The organism is Vibrio sp. J2-4, from assembly GCF_021728155.1.
In the GTDB taxonomy this organism is placed as follows: domain Bacteria; phylum Pseudomonadota; class Gammaproteobacteria; order Enterobacterales; family Vibrionaceae; genus Vibrio; species Vibrio diabolicus.
This window is the reverse complement of record NZ_JAKKCN010000024.1, coordinates 1-5,602: the sequence shown is the minus strand read 5'-3', so window position 1 is coordinate 5,602 and position 5,602 is coordinate 1. Positions and strand designations below refer to the sequence as shown.

General features: G+C 39.5%; 7 protein-coding genes. All 7 read left to right on the top strand.

The window, feature by feature from the left end; translation table 11 throughout:
* The first annotated feature begins 277 nt into the window (after positions 1–277).
* Entirely contained in the window at positions 278–1,003 is a 726-nt protein-coding gene (locus tag L3V32_RS25750) for a hypothetical protein (RefSeq protein ID WP_237285645.1), read from the top strand.
* A gap of 561 nt (positions 1,004–1,564) precedes the next feature.
* Positions 1,565–2,014 carry a hypothetical protein gene (locus tag L3V32_RS25740; RefSeq protein ID WP_237285643.1) on the top strand — a complete coding sequence of 150 codons (450 nt, stop codon included), beginning with the start codon at positions 1,565–1,567 and terminating at the stop codon, positions 2,012–2,014.
* Between the two features lies 1 nt (position 2,015).
* The gene (locus L3V32_RS25735) at positions 2,016–2,384 is read left to right on the top strand and encodes a hypothetical protein (protein ID WP_237285640.1); all 369 of its coding nucleotides are present in this window, start codon (positions 2,016–2,018) and stop codon (positions 2,382–2,384) included.
* Positions 2,385–2,524: 140 nt separating this feature from the next.
* A complete protein-coding gene (locus L3V32_RS25725) occupies positions 2,525–3,061 on the top strand; it encodes a nucleotidyltransferase family protein (RefSeq protein WP_237285638.1) in 537 nt (178 codons plus the stop codon).
* 684 nt (positions 3,062–3,745) lie between these two features.
* The gene (locus tag L3V32_RS25715; RefSeq protein WP_065871627.1) at positions 3,746–4,369 is read left to right on the top strand and encodes a hypothetical protein; all 624 of its coding nucleotides are present in this window, start codon (positions 3,746–3,748) and stop codon (positions 4,367–4,369) included.
* A gap of 136 nt (positions 4,370–4,505) precedes the next feature.
* Positions 4,506–5,333, top strand: a complete 828-nt coding sequence (locus tag L3V32_RS25710) for a hypothetical protein (RefSeq protein ID WP_237285636.1) — start codon at positions 4,506–4,508, stop codon at positions 5,331–5,333.
* 145 nt (positions 5,334–5,478) lie between these two features.
* The coding region (locus L3V32_RS25700; RefSeq protein ID WP_237285612.1) for an HIT family protein at positions 5,479–5,602 on the top strand (124 nt) is incomplete at its 3' end.

Here is a 5,602-nt window from a genome sequence, read left to right as displayed (position 1 = left end):
TCGTTTTGGTTTACGTAAACGCGGAAATCAAAGGCAGTTATAATGGGGCTGTAGCAAACGGTGAGTTTGCATTTTCTCGTGTTTGGACAAAGCAAAAGGGTAACTGGCAGGTTATCTCTGCGCACTCTACAGTTATCGCATAACAAACTGTTCAAGAGGGATTCGCAACGCGTGGCATTTTCACTATGCGTTGTTTTTAGTGTTTAAGGTGTTATGCGGCGGCATCGGTATTGCGTTGCTCACCCCTTAACAGGGCGTTATGTTTTATGAGGATTCCATGGGGTTAAGTGATTTTCAGAAGAAAGTGTTTGAAATGTCATCGGTTACGAAGGGGCATTCAGGTTTCGCTGCAAAGTCGAGTATTCGCTATGTTGAGAGATCCTTTGAACTTGCGGTAACAATGCCAGAAGTGGCTGCATTTTTGGCTATCACTGCTGAAGAAGAGGCTGCAACAGCTCTATTTCTTGCTCTAAAAAGTAAAGGGTATCTTCGTTCTAATGAATTAAAAATGCATGATCATAAGTACAAGGGTGGCCTGTACCCATTTTTAACTCTCTTAGGCGTTGCATTAAAGTTAAGTGAAGTTCCATATCAGCTAGTTATCGAAAACAATAATGGGCAAGATATACTTAGGACCCAGTTACAGATCGGTGATTTAATTTTACAACCAGACCCTCCACTTAATCAGGTTAATGTGGATGCTTCAGGTAATGCTAAAAATTACCTACACGAAGTACGTGCGGTTGCGTCCGAGCGAGGAATTACTTCAATATTTCAATATATTAAAGATACTGCTAACAAAAGAAATCTATTGTTATATGCATCTGCTACTGCGTTACCTAGTGTTGAAAATGTTAATGCAGAGCTTCAGAGGCATATTGGTGCAACCATACTAATCCACATAATTTACCTTTTGGTTATTCAGCATGGTAAGCAGAATTTGGTTGAAGAGTGTGTGAATGTGTACTTGAAGGTTCAGCATAACCTTGAAAATAAAACATAACAAAGCGTTTAAGACGGATTCACAACGCTTGGCATTTTTGGTTTGAATCAGCTTTAGTGTTTACGGCACAATGGTTTAGGTTTGGTGGTCGCGTTGTTCACCACTTAACGCGGCGTTATGTTTAATCAAATAAAATCAGTAGCTTGTGTCTTTTATTTGCTCTCTAAGTCGTTCTGTTTTGGTTTTTTAGCAAATTGGCATCGTTTGAGGCTGTTTTCCGAAAATGTTCTTAAATCTTTGAGTTAGAACTTCAGTTTTTGTGTTTTCTCTTTTCAAAGTTCAATTCTGTCAAGTTTATGATTTAATAAAGTTTTTTATCTTCTGGTTTTGTTTGCAAAAGTAAGTCGGGTTAAACTTCCGTATAGTTGAACGTAAGGTATTGAATCTTAAACATAACAAACAGTTCAAGAGGGATTCACAACGCGTGGCATTTTTACTATGCGTTGTTTTTAGTGTTTAAGGCGGTATGCAGCGGCTTAGGTATTGCGTTGTTCACCCCTTAACTGGGCGTTAAGTTTCTAAATTGATATTCGTTATAATTATTAAAAAGGAGATAGTTGGTTGAATAGTGTTTTCCCCCAATGGTTTGTAGATATAGCTACATTGATTACAGTCATTGGCTTTTTTCTTACACTTTGGCTTCTATACGAAGCTAGGCATATTCGGAACTCTTTTTTGCGGCGAGCAAGATTGCCGCAAGTAACAAAAGAACTCAAAGGGGTGTCCAAAGCGTTATCTTCAAACTTAAAGAGTTGGGGTACTCAAAAGGAAGATGCAAGAAAGCAACTTTCAATTAGTAGAGCGTTACTTGAAAACTTAATACCTAAACTTCCAAATGAAGAACAGAAAAAATGTAAGGCATTCGTTAAACAGTTGAAACCACGAAAGTGGTTGATAATAAAAGATAGTTTATCCTCTGTTGATGAAGATAAAGCGTGGGAATTATATACAGAGCTGAGTGCAATAACTACAATGCTCATACAGTTAGAAAAAGATTCGAAGTGGGATTAATATGAGTGCCAATGAAAAAGCGATAAAGCTGATAACTAAGCTAAACCGAGAAACTTCTAAAGGTGAAGTGAAGTGGAGTGCTGAAATACCACCAAAGGCACTAACCACAGCAACTGAAAGCGAAGTTTTTGTGTACTTTGAGGCAAAATACAAAGACAAACTCGTGGCTGTATTCGAAAGAAAGTCAAAGTACTTTTACGATGAACATGAATTCTACTGGAGTGAATCTCAAGTATTCGCTGTCCTTGACCGTCAACAACGCATCTTGCTTGAATTTGAGGAAAACTCCCCAGCCCTTAGTGATCTAATGGCAACTGTTCGCGAGCAAGTCGCAGATCTTGATGGGTTGTTAGATGACTTGCTAGATTAGAAAGTTAACAAACTGTTTAAGAGTGATTCGCAACGCGTGGCATTTTTGCTGTGCGTTGCGTTTTGTGTTTAAGGTGGTATGCGGGAGCTTCGGTATTGCGTTGCTCACACCTTAACAGGGCGTTATGGCGCAGGGCGAAAATGGATAAGATCGTAGAACTAGTCAAACAAGATCCAATCAGAGTTGAGGCTCTCAATTGTGTTTCAGAGTTAAGTTTGTCGCAGTGCTATATAGCGGCAGGTTTCGTTCGAAATTTAGTTTGGGACTCACTGCATGGTTTTAAAGCATCCACTCCCTTGAATGATGTGGATGTCATCTACTTTGACCCAAGCGAAGCTAATCCCAATAGCTATTTGGAGTATGAAGCACAACTAAAAGCTCGTATGCCTCAGCTTAACTGGCAAGTACGCAACCAAGCTGTGATGCACGAGCGTAATGGTGACAATCCTTATAAGAGTTCCGTGGACGCAATGAGTTACTGGCCTGAAAAAGAAACAGCGGTAGCAATTCGCCAAATTGGGCTAAACCAATATGAATGTGTTGCTGCTTTTGGGCTTGAATCCTTATTTAGTTACTGGGTCACGTATAATCCTAAAAGGTTACGAGAAACCTTTGATAATCGTGTAAATTCAAAAGGGTGGCTAGTTCGGTGGCCATCGTTGAGAGTTGCGCCATAACAAAGCGTTTAAGGCGGATTCACAACGCTTGGCATTTTTGGTTTGTATTAGCTTAAGTGTTTACGGCACAATGGTTTAGGTTAGGTGGTCGCGTTGTTCACCACTTAACGCGGCGTTAGTACTGGATTGGCATCAACGGTAAAATTTTCGGAGTTTATCGGTTTCTTTTCCTAGCTTTACACCTGGTTAAATGTGCCTTTCACGTTCTTTCCGGTGGCACTATATGAGTTGTGTTCGCGTTGATTTCACCGTTTACGGTTTCTAACTTTCGGGTTATTTCTTTGGTGTGGTTTCTTTGATGCTGGGAAATTTTCGTCAAACACTGAGTTTCTTTGGCGCGGTTGTTTAATCCTGAAGACCGTATCCTTTGCTAATTTGAAAACGGTGAAAATAGGTCAGTTAAGCAAGTTTTTCTTCTCGCCAACTTGCGTTTTGAGATTGAGTTCTAGTTTGGCAGTTGTCCCTTTAGCTTCAGCGTTTTAAGTCTTAATTTTCGTGCTATATTTCAATATCTTGGCATGTACCAAAGGTTAACGGGCAGCGTACTAACAAACAATTCAAGAGGGATTCGTAACGCGTGGCATTTTTACTATGCGTTAATTTTAGTGATTAAGGTGGTTTGCGGTGGCATCGGTGTTGCGTTACTCACCCCTTAATTGGGCGTTATATTTTTCTGAGGTTTCGATGGAACAAATAATTTCTAGATCATTTGATGAAATGGTCGCGACTTACACCCGAACGCTAAGAAACTTTTATCCAGCGCGAGGGAGTACTGGTTTCACAGAAGCTAACCAAGTTCATATCTACGTAAATGCCCTAGTGAAATGTCTCGATGATGATCGAGCTGTATCATGGCTTGAGTTTCCTTGGGTTGAGAAAAAGCAGCACATTGATGGTTTTGTTTTTTCTCCTAAGCACAAAGCTGTTTTTTTCATTGAGGCAAAACGTTTATCTCACACAAAGAAAAAACAAGAAATAATAAACGATATTGAGCGTCTACATCATCGAGACAAACAGTTCCTTAATGACAATGGGGTTACCGGTTTCGAAAGTGAATACGTAGTTGCTTTATCTGATGTTTGGCTTGAGACAAAGTGGAAACGTTCGATGCCTGAATGGTGGTGTGGACTAAACAATGTACCAGAGCAAGTTGTGGCACATGGTTCACTTAGTACTCCAGATAGTACAATTCACAATAGCTTGGTTGATCTAAATTGGCATCGAAGTACCCCATTTGCATACTGGATGGGTGAGCATTGTGAAAGCGTAAAAAACTACTGTTTACTGATGGCGGCATCAAAAATATAACAAACAATTTAAGAGTGATTCCCCACGCTTGGCATTTTTGGTTTGGATTTGGTTTAGTGTTTACGGTGTTCAAATTGAGTGTCGTGCTAGCGTGGCTCACACCTTAATTGGGCGTTATGCTTATGGAGATAATTTCGTGCTTTATATTCCAAAGAAAAATGGAAATAAGAATCCTAAGTGTTTCTTAAAAGGGCGAGGAGGTTGTTCCGATATCATTACTCGCGAACATTATATCTCGCATAAACTGCTTAATATCATTAATCAAGATGGTAAGTCAGTTGACATTACGGGGTTGTATTGGATACCTAAAGATAAGTTAAAAGGTATAGGCAAAGCTAATTTAGTGTCGAATATCTTATGTAAAGAACATAACTCTAACTTAAGCCCATTAGACTCTCATGTTGGTAGTTTTGTAGAGGCAATTCATCGTATTGATAAAGGTCTTCTTGCAAACGACAAGGGGTCATTATGTTTTGAGTTTGATGGTCGTGCAATTGAACAATGGCTGATAAAAACTTTGGTGGGTTTGGTCGAGAGTAAGAATATAAAAGCTCGAGACGGTACGGATTACATATACAGCGATAAATGCATAAAGTTGTTATGTGAACCTAGAGTAAAGTGGCCTAAAGGTTGGGGGCTTTATGTTCAAGTCCCTGATGGTCATATTCATCATGCTAATTCTTTTGAATTAATACCAATGTATAGCGAAACTGACTTATGTATCAGAGGTATTAAAGTTAAGTTTAATGGCTTTTCCATGGTTCTCGTCATAGGAGTTCCTAGCGACTCAAGCAAGTTAGGGCTGCATAGACCGATGGAATTACAGTTCAAAAAAGATAGTATTACACATAAAATTAAGCTTAATTGGCCTTCGATCGAGCGTGTAAAACCACAGTTTATTACATTTACTCAAGTTGGTAGTTATCAAGGTATTCATCCGGCGCAGAATCTGGAGAGAATATAAGCATAACAAACTGTTTAAGAGTGATTCGCAACGCGTGGTATTTTTACTATGCGTTGCGTTTAGTGTTTAAGGTGGTGTGCGGCGGCTTTGGTATTGCGTTGCTCACACCTTAACAGGGCGTTAGCATACTTTGATAGGAGTGCAGATGGCTACGATAGTCGAACAAATTGTTAATCGTGAAATTGACTCGGTCATCGTGTACGAATCTGATCAAGTTATAGCTTTTGCAGACCATGATCCAATCAACTTTGGGCATATTTTAATTTGTC

Coding starts and splice junctions, on each gene's coding strand:
- L3V32_RS25725 (WP_237285638.1), top strand. CDS start 2,525: ATGGATAAGATCGTAGAACTAGTCAAACAAGATCCAATCAGAGTTGAG.
- L3V32_RS25735 (WP_237285640.1), top strand. CDS start 2,016: ATGAGTGCCAATGAAAAAGCGATAAAGCTGATAACTAAGCTAAACCGA.
- L3V32_RS25715 (WP_065871627.1), top strand. CDS start 3,746: ATGGAACAAATAATTTCTAGATCATTTGATGAAATGGTCGCGACTTAC.
- L3V32_RS25750 (WP_237285645.1), top strand. CDS start 278: ATGGGGTTAAGTGATTTTCAGAAGAAAGTGTTTGAAATGTCATCGGTT.